The sequence below is a fragment of the Paenibacillus polygoni genome, from assembly GCF_030263935.1.
GTDB lineage: Bacteria > Bacillota > Bacilli > Paenibacillales > Paenibacillaceae > Paenibacillus > Paenibacillus polygoni.
This window is the reverse complement of record NZ_CP127162.1, coordinates 4,733,480-4,752,534: the sequence shown is the minus strand read 5'-3', so window position 1 is coordinate 4,752,534 and position 19,055 is coordinate 4,733,480. Positions and strand designations below refer to the sequence as shown.

The 19,055-nt window shown below is 42.7% G+C and carries 16 protein-coding genes; 14 read left to right on the top strand and 2 right to left on the bottom strand.

The annotated features are described in order from the left end of the window. The first annotated feature begins 143 nt into the window (after positions 1-143). Together QPK24_RS22710 and QPK24_RS22705 are read left to right on the top strand one after the other, a co-directional pair. Entirely contained in the window at positions 144-2,348 is a 2,205-nt protein-coding gene (locus QPK24_RS22710) for an MrcB family domain-containing protein (protein WP_285744963.1), read from the top strand. Continuing rightward, positions 2,320-4,737 (top strand): restriction endonuclease-like protein, encoded by a 2,418-nt coding sequence (locus tag QPK24_RS22705; RefSeq protein ID WP_285744962.1) that lies wholly within the window; start codon positions 2,320-2,322, stop codon positions 4,735-4,737. The genes QPK24_RS22710 and QPK24_RS22705 overlap by 29 nt, the downstream gene beginning before the upstream one ends. A 139-nt stretch (positions 4,738-4,876) precedes the next feature. Here the strand turns inward: QPK24_RS22705 and QPK24_RS22700 are convergent, their stop codons facing one another. Together QPK24_RS22700 and QPK24_RS22695 are read right to left on the bottom strand one after the other, a co-directional pair. Continuing rightward, positions 4,877-5,797 (bottom strand): DUF6612 family protein, encoded by a 921-nt coding sequence (locus QPK24_RS22700; RefSeq protein WP_285744960.1) that lies wholly within the window; start codon positions 5,795-5,797, stop codon positions 4,877-4,879. A 164-nt stretch (positions 5,798-5,961) separates the two neighbouring features. After that, positions 5,962-6,411, bottom strand: coding sequence for a DinB family protein (locus QPK24_RS22695; RefSeq protein WP_285744958.1), 450 nt, complete (start codon positions 6,409-6,411; stop codon positions 5,962-5,964). A gap of 234 nt (positions 6,412-6,645) precedes the next feature. Here QPK24_RS22695 and QPK24_RS22690 point away from each other — a divergent pair, with 234 nt between their 5' ends. From QPK24_RS22690 to QPK24_RS22635, 12 genes are all read left to right on the top strand, one after another. Next, complete coding sequence (locus QPK24_RS22690; RefSeq protein ID WP_285744956.1) at positions 6,646-7,593, top strand: nucleoside hydrolase; 948 nt, start codon at positions 6,646-6,648, stop codon at positions 7,591-7,593. 141 nt (positions 7,594-7,734) lie between these two features. After that, positions 7,735-8,202 carry a signal peptidase II gene (gene lspA, locus QPK24_RS22685; protein WP_285744954.1) on the top strand — a complete coding sequence of 156 codons (468 nt, stop codon included), beginning with the start codon at positions 7,735-7,737 and terminating at the stop codon, positions 8,200-8,202. A 176-nt stretch (positions 8,203-8,378) separates the two neighbouring features. Then, the gene (locus tag QPK24_RS22680; RefSeq protein ID WP_285744952.1) at positions 8,379-9,302 is read left to right on the top strand and encodes a prenyltransferase; all 924 of its coding nucleotides are present in this window, start codon (positions 8,379-8,381) and stop codon (positions 9,300-9,302) included. Positions 9,303-9,548: 246 nt separating this feature from the next. Beyond that, the gene (locus tag QPK24_RS22675) at positions 9,549-10,784 is read left to right on the top strand and encodes an ABC transporter substrate-binding protein (protein WP_285744950.1); all 1,236 of its coding nucleotides are present in this window, start codon (positions 9,549-9,551) and stop codon (positions 10,782-10,784) included. Between the two features lie 80 nt (positions 10,785-10,864). Beyond that, on the top strand, positions 10,865-11,731 hold the full coding sequence (locus QPK24_RS22670; protein ID WP_285744948.1) for a carbohydrate ABC transporter permease: 867 nt from the start codon (positions 10,865-10,867) through the stop codon (positions 11,729-11,731). Further along, positions 11,731-12,561, top strand: a complete 831-nt coding sequence (locus QPK24_RS22665; RefSeq protein ID WP_285744946.1) for a carbohydrate ABC transporter permease — start codon at positions 11,731-11,733, stop codon at positions 12,559-12,561. Before QPK24_RS22670 ends, QPK24_RS22665 begins: the two co-directional genes overlap by 1 nt. A gap of 337 nt (positions 12,562-12,898) precedes the next feature. Further along, positions 12,899-13,798, top strand: coding sequence for an oxygen-dependent tRNA uridine(34) hydroxylase TrhO (gene trhO, locus QPK24_RS22660; RefSeq protein ID WP_285744944.1), 900 nt, complete (start codon positions 12,899-12,901; stop codon positions 13,796-13,798). 21 nt (positions 13,799-13,819) lie between these two features. After that, the gene (locus tag QPK24_RS22655; protein WP_285744942.1) at positions 13,820-14,446 is read left to right on the top strand and encodes a helix-turn-helix transcriptional regulator; all 627 of its coding nucleotides are present in this window, start codon (positions 13,820-13,822) and stop codon (positions 14,444-14,446) included. A 326-nt stretch (positions 14,447-14,772) separates the two neighbouring features. Beyond that, positions 14,773-15,822 carry an ABC transporter substrate-binding protein gene (locus tag QPK24_RS22650; protein WP_285744940.1) on the top strand — a complete coding sequence of 350 codons (1,050 nt, stop codon included), beginning with the start codon at positions 14,773-14,775 and terminating at the stop codon, positions 15,820-15,822. A gap of 121 nt (positions 15,823-15,943) precedes the next feature. Continuing rightward, positions 15,944-16,885, top strand: a complete 942-nt coding sequence (locus QPK24_RS22645; RefSeq protein WP_285744938.1) for an ABC transporter permease — start codon at positions 15,944-15,946, stop codon at positions 16,883-16,885. Continuing rightward, a complete protein-coding gene (locus QPK24_RS22640; protein WP_285744936.1) occupies positions 16,885-17,679 on the top strand; it encodes an ABC transporter ATP-binding protein in 795 nt (264 codons plus the stop codon). Before QPK24_RS22645 ends, QPK24_RS22640 begins: the two co-directional genes overlap by 1 nt. A 172-nt stretch (positions 17,680-17,851) precedes the next feature. Then, positions 17,852-19,003 carry a winged helix-turn-helix domain-containing protein gene (locus QPK24_RS22635; protein ID WP_285749522.1) on the top strand — a complete coding sequence of 384 codons (1,152 nt, stop codon included), beginning with the start codon at positions 17,852-17,854 and terminating at the stop codon, positions 19,001-19,003. The last annotated feature ends 52 nt before the right edge of the window (positions 19,004-19,055 follow it).

The window sequence follows — 19,055 nt, the reverse complement described above, 5'->3', positions numbered from 1 at the left end:
TTGATGTATCTCTTCTTGGCAATAGTCATAAGTGGAAAGACGCCATCACGAGTAGTGTTAAAGCAGTTTCCTAATTTTAATTGGGAATCTGCTTTTATTTCTTTATAATTACATTAATCATGTTTTCTTACTTGGAGGTTATCATGCTACCAGAGGCACTTTCTAATATCTTTCGAGCTAAACAAAAATCATACAAAATGGTCCTTATCTTATCTATCATTGAACTTTATCAAAGAACTCACTCGTATCAGGCTTCAATAGACCAAATAGCCCAAAAGTTCCTGGCATACTTTCAACAAGAGAGTGAAGCAGGGAATACGGTAGATACTCCACCAGAACAGAAAGCTTCTGGATGGAATGAATTCACTCTATCACAAACAAAGGGACTGCTAAAAACACCGATCGAGGCCCTATCAGCCATACTCAATTTCGATCAAGCCAATCAGACTCTCACCTTGGTCAATCCAGAATGGTTCAACGAAGAGACACTTAAAGAGCTGAAAGAATACGCCATGGAAGAGCTAAATAAATATAATAAAAAACTGGAATTGAGCAGAGAGCAACCTTCTTTCTCCCTTCACAATGCTTTATCCCAAATCATGAACACATATCTGCAAGCTAAAACAGAGCCCTTTACGCAACATCCATTAGGGATCCTGGTAAGGAAAACTATCCCGAATAAATTAATGGATCTTCTTTCTTTGGGTAATGAATATCTGATTGAGGGGTCTACTGGGAAAGGGAAATGGGCAGATATCCCTTGGATTGCTGTAATGGATAGGAGAATAACCAAAACGACTCAGCGAGGGGAATATATAGTTTATTTATTTTCTATAGATATGAAGGCGGTATATCTTACTTTGGCTCAAGGAGTCAAAAACCCTCCCAAGGATGGGTATACTAAAAAATATGAATATCTCAAAAAGAAAACAGATGAAATTCGTAACCTGATTCCATTAGAAGGACTACATAAAGATGAGAATATCTTTCTCACGGATAGAAGCGGTCTAGGCCGAGACTACCAAGTTTCTACGGTAGCTTATATCAAATACGAACGGGATGATCTACCAGAGGATGACGAGCTTATACAGGACCTCCGGAACTTAGTCTCTAACTATAATCAATATGTAGATATTGTGCTTCACAGTAGAGAAGAACTTACTTCAGATAAGGAGCCAAATCCGGTGACATTAACAGTGAAAGAACAACTGGAACAAGTAAAAAGGTATATTCACCATAAAGGGTTCCTATATCCAGATGGCCTCTTGGAAAACTTCTACTTGTCTCTCAAGTCAAAGCCCTTTGTCATTCTTGCTGGTGTATCGGGGACAGGGAAAACGAAGCTGGTAAAACTTTTTGCTGAAGCATTAGGTGCTACGATGGATAACGGACAATTTACTTTGATTCCCGTTAGGCCGGACTGGAGTGATCCGTCTGATCTCTTAGGTTACAAAGACCTTGCGGGCATCTTTAGACCCGGAAGATTAACGGAAGTGCTAGTAGAAGCATCTAAGCGGGAGAATAAGGACAAGCCTTATTTTATATGCCTAGATGAGATGAACTTGGCACGAGTGGAGTATTATTTTAGTGATATTCTGAGCGTCATGGAAACCCAGGAATGGAACAGTGACCGTATTATTACTTCTCCTCTGATTGGGTCTGAGTCATTAAGAGAGGAAGACCAGCCATTGTACGGCGGTGTATCTCTTCCAGATAACGTGTACGTTATTGGAACGGTTAATATGGATGAGACGACGCATCCGTTCAGCAAAAAGGTGTTGGACCGCGCCAACACGATTGAGTTCAACTACATTAATCTTGAGCAATATCCTGATTATGTTGAGGAAGAAGGTTTTGCTTCTCCTGCGGTAAATAATCTGTTTCTGAGAAGTGATTATTTACAGTTATCTGATGTGTACAGTACATATCAAGATCTGGTGCATTCGACAACGGACAAGCTTGTTCGAATCAATGATATTCTCGAAGAAATACATTCCCATGTTGGCTTCCGAATTCGTGACTCCATTTGTTTTTATATGGTGTATAATCAGCGCTTTGACCTGATGCCACATGATAAGGCTTTTGACGGACAACTTCTTCAAAAGATATTACCAAGAATTCAGGGGAGCAGCTTATCTGTAAAAAGAGTGTTGTTGCAGCTGATGCAGGAAGCTCTAGGTAAGTCTATCCCAATTAAGGATCTGCTAGATGATGCTTCTGATTTGTATGGGAAATACGGCAGAAAGCAACAGGATGGAGACGTGAAATATCCGCTATCTGCACGAAAGATTGCCTTTATGTTACGGAGGTTGGAGGAAGATGGATTCACCTCATACTGGCTTTCTTAATCAAAGTGTAGAGCTCATTCGAATAGAGACAAATCTTTTTAACCTATATATCCAGGGAAAGCCGTATCATCCTGCAGTAGAATCTCTACAGCTCCATCGTAAGGATACAGGAGCATGGATCGATTCAAATACCTTGCAGATGGAGATCCTATCGGATGAGCTTGTACTAGAGAATATGTATGTTTTTTCGCCGGAACAGGGGCAGTTGATTCTATGGAAGACAGGGGACAAAAGCTACCCTTTATTCTATGAAACGCAGTCCTATGAACTTGTGATTGAAAAAAAGCAAACGGCAGAACTTACTTTTCATCATAACAATGTTTATATTCGTCAGGCTGTAAAGCCACTAGGCCGTTCAATTCTTTCTGGCATTCTGAATTTTCAGAATGAGGTAGGGCTTACAGAGCTAGAACTTCAGTACCGAGGTAGACCGTTATTCCAGCTGCAACTTGAAATCTATCCCTCTAAGATGGATTACAAAAGAGATTACCAGATGATCTTAAGTGATATTAATCGGCAGATATATAATTTGTCGTTTGATTTTTTGAGGAAAACCTATCATCTAACGGGTTTAAAAGAGACACATCATCAGAGTCTTACGGAATTTTTTACAATCTTACAGTATGTTTTTGACCAGCTTAAACAAGCCGTAGAACGGATTCATGTAAATCCTCATTATAGGCTGGAAAAAGAACCGAGAGTGGTCGATGCGTCTAAAGTAAAGAAAGCCGGCAAAGAGAATATAGCTTACATAACAAAACATCCACATCTTCTTACGCATCATGAACAGCATGGTTTTATTCCGCATCAAGGGCAAAGGCTGTACCCAACGCATGCCCTCGAAACGAAACGTCATGCTGAGTATGATACGATGGAGAATCGTTTTGTTAGATGGGTATTAAGGCGAGTCTCTAAGAAACTGAAACAGATGAAGACGAAACTCGCTGTATCAGGGAAACTCCAGGACCCTTTGTTGGATAAGAAAATAACATCCATGCAGAATCAGTTACAACGGCTCTTGCAACTGGACTTTCTGAAATATGTAGGGGAAATGAAACAACTCTCTGTCACGCTGGTACTGCAGATGGCACCAGGATATAGAGAGGTATATCGAAGTTACTTAATGCTGATGAAAGGGCTCACGGTTCACAGTGATTTATTCCGATTGTCTATGAAGGACTTAGCCCAGCTGTACGAATACTGGTGCTTCCTGAAGATTAATGAGCTGCTAGCCCGCAAATATGAGTTGTTAAAACAAGATATCATCAAGGTTAATCGTACGGGTATGTTTTTTACGCTGGATAAATCGCAAGCAGCCAAAATGGTATACCGTAATCAGAAAACGGGAGAAATTTTTACACTGTACTATAATGCTCTGCCGCGTGGTGACCGTAGTGCAACCCTTGGACAAAAACCAGATAATGTATTGACCCTGAAAAAGAATGAGTCTGATATGGAGTACAAATATATCTTTGATGCTAAATATCGGATTAATCCTGCCTATGAAGGTTCTTACTATTATCAGAAGTACAAGCAGCCTGGGCCTGAAGAGGATGATATTAATACCATGCATAGGTATAGAGATGCGATTGTGTATGCTGATGGGGGGCAGGAATTAGAACGAAGTATGTTTGGAGCTTACGTGCTATTTCCCTATCATGACGAAAAAACGTATCGTGAACATAAATTTTATAAAAGCATTGAGCTCGTTAACGTCGGTGCGTTTCCCTTTTTACCAAACTCTACGGAGTTAATGGATGCATTCTTGGATGAGATTATTATGGATAGTCCAGAAAAAGCATACGAGCGATCAACCCGTCCTCGCGGGACGAAAAGTTATTATCAGGATAAGCTATCCGGTAAAAATGTTCTGGTAGGTTCATTAAGAGAAGTTACTCAATTAGAAAGTGCACTACAATATCATTACTACCATCTACCCCTTGAGAATATATCTGACCACACAATTCTTACACAGATTGAGTACGTCGCCCTTTATCAGTCGAAAGGAAAATTCTCTGGTACGGGTGAAACGGGAATTCATTGGTATGGCAAGGTAAGCGATTGGAAAGTCGTACGGAGAGGTGAAATCAAGGAACGCCCTGCTAGAAAGGGAACGGAAGATAAGCTTTATGTGAAGTTATCGGTCGAAAAATGGGTCAAACGAGAAGAGCCAATTATCTCGGGTGGTCTAGGTATCTATCGATTGCTTTATACATCCAAATACATTTTCGATCGTGCAAAAGAGATTGCTGAACTCAAGCTAGAGACGGAAGAGCAATTGAATGAATGGCGAGAATTGCGGCGTAAAGGTAAGGTAAAAGTAGATTTGGATCACCCTCAGGTCGATTTGGCACATCAAGTTAAAGAAATTCGAAATGATATTGATTAAAAGTGGATTTCCGTTCAAATTTCAAATTATAATTAATAGAAAATCGATAACGAAGCGAGCATTTAATTAGGTTCTTTATAGTTAAAAGAAATAGCGACCTTCCCACAAGGGATCAGTCGCTATTTTTCTTTTATGTCTTTTATGGAGTTGTTGTCTCCGCTGGCATTTGCTGTTGAACCGCGCTATCGATTACATCCTGCGGTACTTTTATGCTTTCCGTCTTATTGTAATCTCTAAGTGAGCTGTCCATCTTCATTATAATCGCGAGGGCCTGACCATCCATGTCCATATCCATATCCATGGAGTAGACGAGGTCTTTTGGATAGTAGGTCTCTTTATCTACACTATAGGAAATGTCCATGGATTTAATGTTCATCTGCTGCATCATGGCTGCCATTTGCGGATCGGTGGCACCGCTTTGAGACAGCATGGTGGTTGCAAGTTCTTTGACTTTATCGCCGGAAAGGTTAGCTTTCAGCCAGTAGACATCTCCTTCTTCTTCAACCTTGAGATCATTTGCGATACTATTCAGTTGTTCGAACTGAGAACCTGCGTTGGACTGATTCTTCATCTGTTCCAGCAGGGGAGCGGTGGATTCTTCAGGCAGGGACATCCAAGCATCTCCCATTTGCGTGTATACCCCATCTTCCGTTATATACTGTTTGATCTCCTGTGTACCCTCTTGACCGGGCAAGGAGGTTTTGATCTCTTGATATGCAGAGACAGGGTTCAGCACCAGATCGGTTTTCATATCCATATTTACATCTTGCTTTTGCTCTTGGCCATCCATGGTAACTGTGAGATTTTGTTCGATTTTGCTATCCATAGAGTAACTCTTTATTCCCTTGCTTGCTTCGGTAATCTGTGTGAGTAATTCTTCTGCTGTAGGGGTTTGTTGTTCTGCATCATTTACGTTTTCGTTGTTACCTGAAGTTTGGTCGTTTGCTGCTGGAGCTCCTTCTGTTGTACCCCCTGTGCTTGGCTCAGCATCGTTATTGCCGCAAGCTGCAAGGACGAGAACAAGGATGATCCCCATGATAACTACATTCCACTTTTTCAAAAGAAAGTACCCCCCAAGTTAAGTTATTACTCATTACCCACATCTCAAGAAAATGAATTCAATAACAGGAAATAAATAAATGAAGCAGTTAAAAAGAAGAACCAGCCCACTACTAATCTCATATAGGACTGGCTCAAAGATGACAAATTGATGTTTTTTACTTTTTACATAAAGAAAGGAAGTTCACTAACTCCTGCTACACGAGCAAAGGTGAACAGCTGACCCTTATGATGAATTTCATGGTCAAGAGCTCTAGTTAGAATCGCAAAGCCGGGTGCTTTTTGTCCGAACAAAGCAATTTCTTGTTGCAACTGCTCTTCGGTAATAGAAGCAAGCAGGGAGGATGTAGATTCTGTATAACGATGCACGAGGTTACGAACATCTTCCATCGTAGTCCACTCATGGTTTGCTTGTGGAGGCGTAAATTCGCCGCGAACCACCGTATTTGCAAACATCTCCATCGCTCCGGCGATATGAAGAGCAAGTTCTCCATAACTCATGCTGCCATCCCATGGTATAAACTCAGCAAGTCCTTCTTGATTTAGTTCGACGAGTTTATGTAGCACTTCACGGTGGGTGTTCCAATGCTGGATAAAGCTTTGCATTTCTAACATATAATAATCCTCCTGTGTAATCGTAATGAGTTCTTTTTAAAATGGTAACGAAAAGTAAGAAGGAATGCAAATAAAGGAAGAGGATTAACGGATAATTTACTCATATGAGAGATCAACCTAATCGGGTCAGAAGCAGGATAAATACTTGCAAGAATGATGAAGGAAATGGTTCAATAATGAAGGATGTACAAGTTTTTTTATGACAAAGAACTAGACAACAGGGAGTGTATACAGATGAAACGAGTGATTATTGATACGGATACGGCAGGAGACGATACAATAGCGATCCTGACAGCGCTCCATTATTTTCAGGTAGAAGGAATTACGATCACCGGGGGAAACGTGGAATTTAATCAGGAAGTAGAGAACGCACTATATACGGTACAAGTAGCAGGCAAAAGCGGACAAGTTCCTGTATATAAAGGGATCGAGCGTCCCATGCTTACCCTTGGAACAGCTCAGCACCGTTATGTCGATGATGTACATGGGGATGACGGCATGGGTGGAGCTCATTTTCCAAAAGCAGTTCAGCGTCCTGAAACCAAACATGCGGTAGATTATATCATTGAGACGGTACACGCAAATCCTGGGGAAATTCATATCCTAGCGATTGCACCGCTGACGAATATTGCTATGGCGATTCAAAAAGACCCTACGATTATTCCGCTTATCCCTCATATCTATATCATGGGCGGGGCGAATAATGCACTTGGTAATATCACGCCTGCAGCAGAATATAACTTCTATACCGATCCTGAGGCAGCACGAATTGTACTCCACTCTGGCATCCCAATGACGATGGTCGGCTGGGAGATGTGTACTCGTTATTCGGTGATGGATGATGCAGATCATGAAGAAATTGCGGCTCTAGGTACAAAAGGATCTCAATTCTTCATCGATATCAATAAAGTGGTTATGCAGTTTAATAAAGAGGTACATAAGCTTCCGGGCACAACACACCCAGATACGCTTCTAATGGCAGTGGCTGCGAATGAATCGATTATGACGAAGTCGGGCACCTATTTTGTCGATGTAGAAGCAGCAGGGCAATATACAAGAGGATACAGCGTTGTTGATATCAATGGTCGTCTTGGGCAAACCCCGAATGTACGTGTATGTGAAGATATAGATCGTGAGGCATTTAAACAGATGCTGATCGATGTATTATCGGCTATCAACTAATGGATCTAGGAGGCACTCTCATTCGTGAGGGGCCTCTTTTGTATGCAGTGATCTATAATCTCACTTAGATGTACAAGCTGCGGCTATGGTACATTAGTAAGGTACATACAGATTACATATTGCACGGATAAGGAGGAAGCGATGGTATTTTACTTTACGGCATTTCTTGTTATTCTGCTTGATCAGCTTAGTAAGTGGTGGGTACGTGACCATATCGCAATATCTGAAGTGATTCCTGTAAGAGGGATTATCTATGAACTCCAGCATTATGAGAATTCAGGTATGGCGTTCAGCTTATTTCAGGGGTATGCTCGTTTATTTGGTGTAGTTGCTGTCATCTTTATCTGTATTATTCTTTATTATCGCTCCAAAGGGGATATTCAGGGTCCTATTTCGAATGCGGGAGCAGGATTTCTTGTCGGGGGTGCAGCGGGGAATATGATCGATCGGTTCTGGCATGGAACCGTAACGGATTTTATTGTCTTCTCGGAAGGCGGAGGTATTATGAATATCGCCGATCTGGCTCTAAATGCAGGAATCATTCTCTATATTATAGGGATGATCTTGAACTATTTTTCTTCTCAACAAAAGAAAAGGAATTTTCCTTAAAAGAATCAATTTCATAATACCGTTCGTTGCTATCTTCAGAATTAATTTTTTGAAAAGTATATAATTTTCCTATGACAAAATTGGCAATTTGGGTGTATAATTTAACATTGTGTGAACATTGTCACAAAGTATTTATACAATAGTCATGAATTTTTGTAGGAGGCTTTTATTACATCATGAAAAAATGGGAATTTTTCAAACAACTTACCCGGATATTTTCAATTACGGTTATGATTGTTCCCGTGATTCTCGGAACGGTAGCTGCTTATGCAGTGACGAGAGAGTTTCATTGGTTTTTATTTTTAGTCACACTGGTGGGGGCCGTATCTGCACATATTTTCTCGAATCTCATCAATGATCTCTGGGATTACCGCAATGGGGCGGATACCAAAGCGGTCGAGCTAGAAGGTGACATTGCTACACATTCCGCGATTCTTACATCAGGTAAAATAACGGAAAAGCGCCTTGCAAGTATTACATGGGCATTCTTGCTGCTTGCTGCGGTATGCGGTCTTGTACTTACCATGATCTGCGGTTGGCCTATTCTGGCTTTGGCTGTGGTCGGAGCATTGCTTGCTTATTTCTATGTAGCACCCCCGCTGAAGTTAGGTTACCGAGGAAAAGGGTATGGTGAGATGGCAATCTTCATTTCCTTTGGCGTTCTGCCTGTGCTCGGTGCTTACTATGTACAGACCGGCGAATTTAGTCTTACACCGCTGTTACTGTCGTTCCCAATCGGGATGCTTACTACGATGCTTTTGTATAATCATCATTTCTTGCACAGAAATGCGGATGCTGCAGCAGGTAAGGACACTTTAGTTGTCGTGTGGGGTGAAGAGAAGGGGCTGCGCGCATCAAAAATGATGACGAGTCTTGCTTATGTATTTTTGATTATCGCCGTTGCATTTGATGCTCTGCCGGTGTATGGTCTTATTGCGATCATTTCGATTATTCCACTTTATAAAGTGTATAAAACACTAAGTGACAAAGAAAATCCTACGGAAGCTTATTTACCTCTATTTGGAGCTTCCCAGCAGTCTTCCGTATTATGCGGACTGATGATGGTTATCGCGTTATTTATTCAGATTTGGACAACGTAGTAACTGATGATAATGGTACACAAAGGTCATCTCCAAGGATTCATTTCCTTGCTGAGGTGGCCTTTTTTCGTGTATGCATTTTGGTATGAAAAATACAAGAAAATGTGTAATTTTGTGTGATTTAGGTTAATAAGGATAAATGGTTGATTTGGGCGCTATGTGAATCGTTTTGATGGATCAGCACAGTGCAATTTTTACATAGGGAAATGTAAGCGATTTTATGTACATCATGAGGAGGGGGCTACCATGGGATTTAGTATACTCAAAGGTTGTAAGCTGCTTTTACTTATCGGAGGAGCCGTGCTGACACTGAGCGCATGCAGTACCAGCGGAGCATCGGACAAGATTCAGCTGGAGTTTTTTCAGAATAAATCGGAGGCAAAGGAATCCTTCGACAAGTTGGTTGATAAATTCAATAGTGAACAATCCAAGATTGAGGTAACACAAGTGAATCCGCCAGATGCGGAGACGGTGCTCAAGACAAGACTTGTCAAAAATGATGTCCCTGACATCATAGCGCTTGGAGCGACGGATACCTTCTCAGTGCTCTCTCAAAGCCATATTTTTATGGAACAAACGGATCAAGAGATGATCGATCTCATTAATCCGAGTTACCTTCAGATGGTGACAGATACAAGCGGTATGGATGAGCTGACCGGTATCCCTTATGCAACGAATGCAAACGGCATTATGTATAACAAAACGCTTTTCAAAGAAATGGGGCTGGACGTTCCGAAGACTTGGGACGAACTGCTCGAAACCGCGAAAAAGATTAAGGATGCAGGAAAAATTCCATTTTACTTAACCTACAAAGATGATTGGCAAGCGAGCCTTTCTTTTAATGCGTTAGCTCTGAATCTAGAAGGGATTGATTTTTATATCGATCGCAGAGAAGACAAAACGACTTTTCAGGAAAGGTACAGAGAAATCGCGGAGAAACAGCTGGCCATTTTAGATTACGGACATAGTGATAACTTTGGTAAAACGTATGCTGACGGTAACCGAGCGTTTGCAAATGGCGAAGCCTATATGTACATACAAGGAACTTGGGCAATCCCGGAAATAAGAAAAGCGAATCCGGATATCGAAATTGGCTTTTTTACTTTTCCGACGAGTAACAACCCAGAAGAGATCAATCTTGTTAATGGAATTGATACGCTCCTGACGGTATCGAATGATACAAAATATAAAGAGGAGTCTATGGAATTTATTAAGTTTTTGCTTCGTGAAGACAACATTAAACAGTACATTACAGAACAGAATTTATTTTCTGCTGTAGAGGGTGTAAAGCAGGAGGACCCAAGTGTCGCGGGTGTAATTCCTTACATCGAAAAAGGACAAGTCACAGACTTTGCCGATCACTATATTCCTTCGGCAGTAGAGCTCAATTCCATCGTACAGGAGTTTTTGCAAAATGGAGATATTGACGCGTATCTAGCCAAACTCGATAAAGAGTGGGATAAGGTAGCGAATCGCAGATAAATCAACAAGAGATTGACGAGAGAACGGGCTTTTGAAAATAAGGAACCAAAAGTCCCTCTCCTCACGAAGGAGGATGGAAGATGAAGAACCGGCTCACTCCGTATTACTGGATGACTCTGCCTGCTGTGGTACTTTTCTTTATATTTATGACTTTGCCTGCCTTGCAGGGTCTATACTACTCATTCACCAATTGGAACGGTTTCGGAGATACATATGATTTTATTGGATTCAAAAACTACGTTAACCTGTTCCAGGACAGCAATATTGGGAATGCTTACTGGTTTACCATCAGGTTTGCTGTGGTGGCTACTATTTTTATTAATATCATCAGTTTACTCATTGCGCTTGGTCTAAATGCCAAGATTAAGTTTCGTAACTTTTTTCGTGCAGTCTACTTCTTACCGAATATTCTGAGTATTCTGATTGTCGGCTATATTTTTAATTATCTTTTCTCTAACGTATTTCCATTATGGGGAGAAAGCCTTGGGCTAACGGCACTGACAACAAACATTCTAGGCAGTCAGGATCTGGCTTGGGTCGGTGTAGTTACCGTTGCCATTTGGCAAGGGATTGCTTTTAACACGATTCTTTATCTAGCGGGTCTGCAGACGATCCCAACGGATTTATATGAAGCTTCAAATCTAGACGGGGCAGGTAAGTGGCGTGAATTCTGGAGTATTACATTCCCGCTGATCGCTCCCTTTTTTACGATTAATATGGTACTTGCGATGAAGAACTCGCTTATGGTCTTTGACCTTGTTGTTGCCATGACCGATGGCGGACCTGGGCGGGCAACGCAGTCCATTGCCCATCTGATCTACACAGGCGGATTTAAAGGCGGGGAATTTGCTTATCAGTCGGCGAATGCCATCATTTACTTTATTCTGATTGCCTTTATCTCGATCATACAACTACGCTTCCTGCAGAGAAGGGAGGGTGACGTATAATGAAGAAATCTCGTAATCGTACGAATTGGATCGTCATGACCCTGATTGTTCTCGGGACCATCGTTGTGTTGTTTCCGCTCTATATGACCGTTACCATCGCACTGAAAAACCCGGAACAGATGCGTCAGTCCATCTTCGCTTTTCCTGCGGATATCCAGTGGAGTAACTTCTCAAAAGCAATTGAGATGACGGGATTCTTCCGAGCACTCGGGAACAGTACATTGGTTACTACAGCAACCGTCATGCTTACTTTGCTGACAAATTCGCTTGTTGCTTATGCGATCGCCAGAAATATGAATCATAAATTTTTTAAAGGATTATATTTTTATTTTGTCAGTGCCATGTTTATTCCTTTCCAAATTATTATGCTGCCTGTCGTAAAATTAACGTCTGGTCTGCATATGACGAATTTAGTAGGTCTCATTTTTCTGCATACGGTGTATGGTCTTGCCTTTAATATCTTTATCTATGTGGCTTATATTCGTTCGATCCCCATGGCACTGGAAGAAGCGGCGAAAGTGGATGGAGCAACGACTTGGGGTACATTCTGGCGCATTATCTTCCCGCTGCTTGCTCCCATGAGTGCTACCGTCGGAATTCTGACGTGCTTATCAACATATAATGACTTCCTGCTGCCGCTCATTATGATTAGTGATCAGCGTCAGTATACCCTGCCGCTTGTGCAGTATATTTTCCAAGGACAGTTTAACACGGACTTTAACCTTGCATTCGCTTCCTATCTCATGGCAATGCTGCCGATGATTATCATCTACATTTTTGCTCAAAAGTGGATTATTAACGGGGTAACTCAGGGATCTATCAAAGCTTAATAAGCTAGCAAAATAAGAACGTCTTGTATTTCCTAAGCGAGGGAGTACAGGGCGTTTTTTATGAAAGAAAGAGAGGAACAATGATAAGGGCTTATTCAACTTTTTATACCTTTATATTGACTAAGTGGGGACACTTCGTTAGACTAGGAATATCATTTTGACCATGAATTTACACATGTAGCGGCAGAGGGAACTTTTAAACCTTCTTGTGGCTGCTTCTTGTTGTTTAAAGGTCTGTAATTGAACTGTGAAGTGAACAATCGTAAGGTTTGCTTCCTCGTTGTTGTCGTCTAATTCATAGCTTGGAACTATAAATAATGACAGGTGGAAACAGAGAATGAGTCAATCTAATTACCGTGTACTGCTGTACTATAAATTTGTCCACATTGATGATCCAGAGACGTTAACTCAGGAACATTTACAATATTGCAAGGATCTAGGACTGAAAGGCCGGATACTGATTGCGGAAGAAGGAATCAACGGAACGGTATCAGGAACTTATGAGCAAACAGAGCAATACATGCAGGATATGAAAGCAAACCCGCTGTTTAGCGATATCTGGTTTAAGATTGACGAAGTAGAAGGTCACGCGTTCAAAAAAATGTTTGTGCGTCACAAAAAAGAACTAGTGACTTTCCGCTATGAAGAAGAGCTGGATCCAAACGTCTTGTTCGGCAAACGTCTCTCTCCTAAGGAATTTTATGAAGAGCTGCAAAGCGATGATGTTGTGGTAATTGACGGCCGTAACGATTATGAATATGAAATTGGGCATTTCCGCGGAGCGATCCGCCCTGAAGTCGAGTCTTTCCGTGAATTCCCGCAGTGGATTCGTGAGAACCTCAGCGATGTGAAAGACAAGAAAGTCATTACGTATTGTACAGGCGGGATTCGCTGTGAGAAACTTACCGGTTTCTTGCTAAAAGAAGGATTCCAGGATGTCGCTCAGCTTGAAGGCGGAATTGTTACTTATGGTAAAGATCCTGAGGTTCAGGGCAGACTGTTTGACGGTAAATGCTATGTATTTGACGAACGTATTTCTGTACCGATTAACCGTACAGACGAAGATATTGTGATTGCTTCCTGCTATCACTGCGGAACGATAGAAGACCAATATGTGAACTGCCCGACATGTAATTTACAGTATGTGTCCTGTGATTCTTGTGCGGAAGAGCATGACTTGTACTGTTCGGATGCTTGCCGGGAGAAAGCGAACGTAGCGGCTGCTTCGATCTCATAAACACGAAAGCAGGTGATTCTTATGAGTGCACCAAGAGATATGTCAACACGCCAGCAAGTGCTGCACATGTTAAAGCTTCAAGGTCCGCTGAGTGCCCGTGAGATCACTGCCGAACTGAAGATTACAGAGATGGCGGTACGCAGGCACCTTGCAACACTGGAGAAGGACGGGTATATTGCCCCTCATCTAGTTCGGCAGACTGCTGGCCGTCCTTCTGCCGTGTATGGACTCACGGATACAGGTGAAACATTGTTCCCCAAAACCTATCCAAAGGTTACGCTGGATCTGCTTGAGGAACTGCAAGACGAAGCCGGTGAGGAAATGATCGATTTATTGTTTGAGAGGCGCAGAAACAAGCTTCGCGAACGATATATTAAAGAGATGGAAGACAAAGATCTAGAGAGCCGGGTTCATTCTTTGGCACGGATTCAAAATGATGGCGGTTATATGACGGAACTTACAGAAGACGAAGAAGGTTATATTCTGCGTGAATATAATTGCCCGATTTCTGAGGTTGCCGATGTATATCAACAGGCATGCCGCTGTGAGTTAGAATTATTCGAATCCCTGCTGCAAGCTTCGGTAACCCGCACCGAATGCCTTGCCAAAGGCGGACGCTGCTGTACGTATAAGATAAAATCATCTTAATTAGGGAAACGTCAGAATGGAACTTAGGTTCCATTGTGGCGTTTTCTTTTTATTTTTGTAACTTCCAGTAAAAGTAGTAATTGACGAATAGTACAAGCACCCGTAATATTAGGGAAAAGTTGTTTCTGACCATGCGTTAATAAACGCGTGGGTGACCCGTTTTCTAATTCTTGCAAACGGTTCATCTTGGAGGAACTTGAAGGGATGATGCCTTTTTAGCTCCGCACGCTTTAACACAGTAATGCTACTATGTAACACCGTGTGTAAGAGGTATGTATGAAGTGGGAGTACAGTAAGCGAGAAGAAAAAGAGAGGGGTCTTATAATATGAAGAAAAAAATGTGGATGTCTTTGATTCTTGGTGCTTCGATGGCTTTGGCAGCAGGTTGTGGAAACGATGCAGGGAGTACGGGGACGAACGGTACCTCGGGCGGAGAAGGCGGAGATTCCGCAGGCGAAAAGAAGATGTATACCATTGCGATCTCGCAGTACGTTGAACATCCTTCGCTAGATGCCACAAGAGAAGGTTTTATGGCTGCTTTGAAGGACGGTGGTCTGGTAGAGGAAGACAATCTGAAGATTGACCTCAGCAATGCCCAAGCCGATGCTGCGAATAACCTATCCATTGCTCAGAAGATTGCTACAGATAAAAGTGATCTTGTGCTCGGTATAGCTACCCCTTCTGCTCAAGCTGTTGTCCAGCAGGTAAAAGATAAGCCTGTACTATTCGCTGCGGTAACAGATCCTCTGAATGCAAAACTTGTGACCAATCTAGAGAAACCGGGCGGCAATGTTACAGGAGCATCGGATACGAATCCAGAGGCAATTAAGACACTGGCTTCTTTCATTGCACAGCAAATGCCGGAGATTAAAAAAGTCGGCCTTGTACTTAATGAAGGAGAACCTAATGCGGTAGTTATGGCGGGCAATGCGGAAGCAGCTTTCAAGGAGCATAATATTGAACTCATTAAAGCCTCAGTCACGAATACGTCCGAGGTACAGCAGGCAGCAGATTCCCTAGTCGGCAAAGTCGATGCCCTCTACATTACACTCGATAATACCGTGGTAAGTGCAGTAGATACAATTATCAAAATTGCGAACGATAAAGATATTCCGTTCTTCTCCAGTGACCGTGATACGGTAGAGAAAGGTGCATTCGCAACCGTAGGTTTTAAATATTTTGACCATGGATATCAAGTAGGCGAAATGGCTGTAGATATTCTAAAAAATGGTGCAAATCCAGCCGATCTTGCGATTACCGTACCAGACAAACTTGATCTTATTCTTAACCTCAGTGCGGCTGCAGAACAAGGAATTGAAGTCACAGAGGAAATGAAGGCAAGCGTAACAGATCAGGAAACCAATATTATTCAGTAATAGGTTAGACAAGATGTATGGTATTTAGGTTAGGCAAACTGAATGGTAACTAGGAACAGGACAGCAATGCGGAACAGGGCGGGACTCTCACCCTGTTCTCTTTAACTAGGAGGAGAAAAGTATGGTTAGTACACTGCTCGAACTGCTTGCATCCACGCCAAAAGCGATTGAGCTGGGGCTTTTATATGGACTCATGGCGCTGGGCGTATATATTACATTTCGGATTCTCGACTTCCCCGATCTAACGGTTGACCAAAGTTTCACGACAGGCGGGGCCATTGCGGCAGTGATGATAACAGCGGGACACGCTCCTTGGGTTGCCACCCTGGCTGCTTTTGGCGGAGGAGTTGCGGCGGGGGCATGTACAGGACTGCTGCACACCAAGGGGAAAATCAATGGCCTGTTATCCGGTATTCTGATGATGATTGCCCTCTATTCGATTAATATGCGAATTCTCAAAGCTCCCAACGTGTCGCTGATTAATACGGATACGCTGTTTACAGGTGTATCTCCTCTGTATTTCATGCTGATCATTTCTGTCATCGTGATCTTGCTTCTTGATATTTTCTTTAAAACAAATCTAGGACTTGCCCTTCGCGCAACGGGTGACAATGAGCGTATGATTCGCAGCTTTGGTGCGAATACAGACATAACCAAGCTCGTAGGGATCAGCTTGTCCAATGGTCTTGTTGCTTTGTCCGGTGCTTTTATTGCACAGCAGTCTGGATTTGCAGATATTTCGATGGGGATCGGAATGATCGTGATCGGACTGGCTTCTGTCATCATCGGGGAAGCGATTGTTGGTAAGCGGAGTATCTTTTGGGCAATTGTTTCCGTCATTCTTGGTTCGGTTGTATACCGAATTGTGGTCATGTTAGCTTATCGTATCGAATGGCTGGAGACTTCGGACCTTAAGATTATTACTGCCGTGATCGTCATTCTGGCACTGCTTATTCCTTCCACTCAGCGAAAAATAAAGCAGAAGAAGATGGCGAAGAAGCGGACGGCAGATCTGTTATCTGGAACAGGGTATACAGGAAAAAATGTAGGAGGTGGTCTATAATGCTGCACATTGATCATGTCTCCAAATTATTTAATCCAGGTACGGTAGATGAAAAAATTGCGTTGATGGATGCGAATTTAACCCTAAACCAAGGCGACTTTGTAACAGTCATCGGTAGTAATGGGGCAGGCAAATCTACCTTGATGAATGTGATATCAGGTGTACTGAGACCCGATGCCGGAGAAGTGAGAATTAAAGATAAGACGATAAGCGGTTTGCCAGAATATAAGCGGAGTCAGTGGATCGGCCGGGTATTTCAGGACCCGATGGCAGGGACTGCGCCTCAGATGACGATTGAAGAGAATCTCGCGATGGCTTACCGCCGCGGCAAATCAAGAGGGCTTTCTTTTGGAATTAGTAAGGGGACGAAGCATCTATTCCGGGAACAACTGGAGAAGCTCGGGATTGGACTTGAAAATCGGACTAGAGCCAAGGTAGGACTCTTGTCTGGCGGGGAAAGACAGGCGCTCAGCCTGCTTATGGCGACATTTACTCGCCCTGAGATACTGCTTCTCGATGAGCATACTGCTGCACTTGACCCATCACGGGCTGAGCTGATTACGAGCATCACAGAAACGCTTGTCCGAGAAATGAACCTGACTACCCTGATGGTAACTCATAATATGGAACAAGCGATTCGGCTGGGGAACCGGCTGATTATGATGGATAAGGGCCGGATTATCCTTGATGTAAATGCGGAGCGCAAAGCATCCCTCACCGTGACTGAACTGCTGCGGGAGTTCGAGCAGATTAGCGGAACAACACTCGCTGATGATCGGGTTGTTCTTGGGTAGAGATCTTGGTTAGAGCCATGCTCTTAGAGCATGGAACAGGAAGCGGGCACTCTTAGAGTGCCGGTTTTTTTGTTAATAAATGCGGAAGTAATGTCGTTAGCGCAGCGTGTAAAATGAGATGAAAGAGAGTGAACGATAAAGACAAACGGAGGAGATCTCATGATTGATTTTGATGAAGGCATCTACTCTGTTACTACCCCGTCAGGCAAAGCAATACTTGCTGGCAAAAGAGTATGCACTCCTTATCTTTTTAGCTCGCCATCAAGGGCAAACCTTTACCAGGGAGCATCTTCTGAATCAGGTGTGGGGGATGGAATACCCTTCAGAGCGTACGGTGGATGATCACATTTATCGGCTTCGTAAAAAGCTCGTTTCTCTTCCTGAATTCGAACTTCTTACCGTACGCGGTACAGGATATCGACTGAGCTTACATGAAACGAATGGTCCGCGTATGCGTCCCTCCCTCTATGATGCGGAATTACAAGCGGCGGTAGGTCAGCTGTTTCAGAAATATCATTTGCTTGGTCAAGGCGACTCCATGATGGCTCTTGCTGCGCAGCAGGAGGTACTTGGGATTGAGGTTAATTCATACTATTCCAGATATCTGCATTTTCTAGATGGAGATCTGGCCTATTTTGTACATGACCACACCGCGCCTGTTCACGATCAGCTCTACTGGATATCGATTCTATATGGGATCCTTATTCCGCCTGAAGAAGCACTTGGACTTTTAGAGAAGATCCTTCAATCGGGTCTGCTGTCTCCTCATCAGCATAGGGAGATGTATATCCTGAATATCATAGACATCTATGCAGAGAATGGCCGATTTGCAGAGGCGGAGAAACGGTTAATCGAGACCCGCTGGGTTGTAAAGGAAGATGAACTGATCGGGTTTCATATTCCAGTGGCTGCTGCTGAGCTGTACCTCTATATCTTGCAGAATGAACCTGATAAAGTGAACAAGAAGATGGATCAAATCCGTCTCATGCTGGAGGATACACCTTATCTTCGAGAGCTGATTCGGTTTCATTTCTTGGAGGGAATCTGGCAGTATTCGCAGGGGATTATTCAAGATGCGATCTCTTCTGTTGATTTAGGAATGCAAGTATATTACGAGTCTAAAAGCACCCCGCATTTGCTCATCTCGCTTGGACAGTTCCTGCGTTATATAGATCGAAATCCTCACCCAACTCTTGAAAAAGAGACCAAAACTTTGAAGCTAAAGCTGAAGCGTATTCTCGCTGAATTAAATGAGAAGCATCAATATGATGCTTTACTAGGCCCAGCACATGACAGAATATTAAATTTCCTCGCTTCTGTCTGATATTCCTCTGACAATGTTCCGTTATCGTAAGAACAAACTTACGGTGACGGGG

Excerpts from the sequence above, each read along its gene's own strand:
- QPK24_RS22640 (WP_285744936.1), top strand. The coding sequence starts at position 16,885 with ATGCTGCACATTGATCATGTCTCCAAATTATTTAATCCAGGTACGGTA.
- QPK24_RS22710 (WP_285744963.1), top strand. The coding sequence starts at position 144 with ATGCTACCAGAGGCACTTTCTAATATCTTTCGAGCTAAACAAAAATCA.
- QPK24_RS22635 (WP_285749522.1), top strand. The coding sequence starts at position 17,852 with ATGAAGGCATCTACTCTGTTACTACCCCGTCAGGCAAAGCAATACTTG.
- QPK24_RS22690 (WP_285744956.1), top strand. The coding sequence starts at position 6,646 with ATGAAACGAGTGATTATTGATACGGATACGGCAGGAGACGATACAATA.
- QPK24_RS22675 (WP_285744950.1), top strand. The coding sequence starts at position 9,549 with ATGGGATTTAGTATACTCAAAGGTTGTAAGCTGCTTTTACTTATCGGA.
- lspA (WP_285744954.1), top strand. The coding sequence starts at position 7,735 with ATGGTATTTTACTTTACGGCATTTCTTGTTATTCTGCTTGATCAGCTT.
- QPK24_RS22655 (WP_285744942.1), top strand. The coding sequence starts at position 13,820 with ATGAGTGCACCAAGAGATATGTCAACACGCCAGCAAGTGCTGCACATG.
- QPK24_RS22645 (WP_285744938.1), top strand. The coding sequence starts at position 15,944 with ATGGTTAGTACACTGCTCGAACTGCTTGCATCCACGCCAAAAGCGATT.
- QPK24_RS22670 (WP_285744948.1), top strand. The coding sequence starts at position 10,865 with ATGAAGAACCGGCTCACTCCGTATTACTGGATGACTCTGCCTGCTGTG.
- QPK24_RS22695 (WP_285744958.1), bottom strand. The coding sequence starts at position 6,411 with ATGTTAGAAATGCAAAGCTTTATCCAGCATTGGAACACCCACCGTGAA.
- QPK24_RS22650 (WP_285744940.1), top strand. The coding sequence starts at position 14,773 with ATGAAGAAAAAAATGTGGATGTCTTTGATTCTTGGTGCTTCGATGGCT.
- QPK24_RS22680 (WP_285744952.1), top strand. The coding sequence starts at position 8,379 with ATGAAAAAATGGGAATTTTTCAAACAACTTACCCGGATATTTTCAATT.
- QPK24_RS22665 (WP_285744946.1), top strand. The coding sequence starts at position 11,731 with ATGAAGAAATCTCGTAATCGTACGAATTGGATCGTCATGACCCTGATT.
- trhO (WP_285744944.1), top strand. The coding sequence starts at position 12,899 with ATGAGTCAATCTAATTACCGTGTACTGCTGTACTATAAATTTGTCCAC.
- QPK24_RS22705 (WP_285744962.1), top strand. The coding sequence starts at position 2,320 with ATGGATTCACCTCATACTGGCTTTCTTAATCAAAGTGTAGAGCTCATT.